Source organism: Streptomyces sp. CBMA123 (genome assembly GCF_014596465.1).
In the GTDB taxonomy this organism is placed as follows: domain Bacteria; phylum Actinomycetota; class Actinomycetes; order Streptomycetales; family Streptomycetaceae; genus Kitasatospora.
The window spans coordinates 1-1,079 of record NZ_MECK01000496.1 but is presented as its reverse complement, the minus strand read 5'-3'; the positions used below and the strand labels follow the sequence as shown (position 1 = coordinate 1,079).

The following is a 1,079-nucleotide window of genomic DNA, read 5'->3' as shown; positions in this document are numbered from 1 at the left end:
CGCCGGCGCGCAGCGCCGCGGCGGCGAGGGCGCCGTCGTCGGTGCCGTCCGGGAAGCGCAGCCACAGGTGGTAGCCCCCGGGCCGGTAGGCGCCGAGCACGCCGGGCAGTTCCCGGTGCAGGGCGGCCACGGCGGCGGTGCGGCGGTCGCGCAGTTCGGCGCCGAGGGCGCGCAGGTGGCGGGCCCAGGCGGGGTCGGAGACCAGTTCCAGGGTCGCCTCCTGGAGCGGCCGGGGCACGAAGAAGCTGTCCACCACCTGGGTGGCCCGCAGCCGGGCGAGCGCCGGGCCGCGGGCGGTGAGGGCGCCGACCCGCAGGTTCGGGGAGGCGGCCTTGGTGAGCGAGCGCAGGTGCACCACCACGCCGTCCTGGTCGTCGGCGGCGAGCGGACGCGGCAGTGCCGGGGCGTCCGCGTGGACGAGCAGCCGGGCGAAGTCGTCCTCGATCACGAAGGCCCCGGCGGCCCGGGCGATCCGCAGCACCTCCGCCCGGCGCGCGGGCGAGAGCACCACGCCGGTGGGGTTCTGGAACAGCGGCTGGCAGACGAACACCCGGGCCCGGGTGGACTCGAAGGCGTCGGCCAGCAGCTCGGTGCGCACGCCGTCGGCGTCGATCGGGACGGGCACCGGCCGCAGCCCGGCGGCCCGGATCACCGCGAGGATGCCCGAGTACGTCGGCGACTCGACCAGCACCGGCGAGCCCGGCGCGGCCAGCGAGCGCATCGCCACGGTGAGCCCGCCCTGCCCGCCGGAGGTGATCAGGACGTCCCCGGCGCCGATCGGCCCGGCGTGGCCGCCGATGTCGCGGGCGAACCAGCCGCGCAGCTCGGTGAGGCCGTCGGTGGGCGGGCGGTCCCAGGCGCCCGGGCGGCGGCCGGCCCGGGCGAGGGCGGCGGCGAGCAGCCGCTCGGGCAGCAGCGAGGAGTGCGGGTAGCCGCTGTTGAGGTCGATGACGTCCGGCGGGGGCACCCGGAGGGTGGCGAAGACCGGGGCGGCCAGCAGGTCGCGCGGGCCGGAGCCGGCGCTGAGCGCGACCTCCTGCCAGGAGAGGTCGCCGGGCCGGGCGGCCGGGGCCGCCGGG

1 protein-coding gene is annotated in these 1,079 nt (G+C 79.2%); it reads right to left on the bottom strand.

Annotated elements, in window-relative coordinates; genetic code table 11:
- Positions 1-1,079, bottom strand: a 1,079-nt coding sequence (locus BG452_RS35210) for a PLP-dependent aminotransferase family protein (protein ID WP_188308406.1), incomplete at both ends; no start/stop codon positions are given.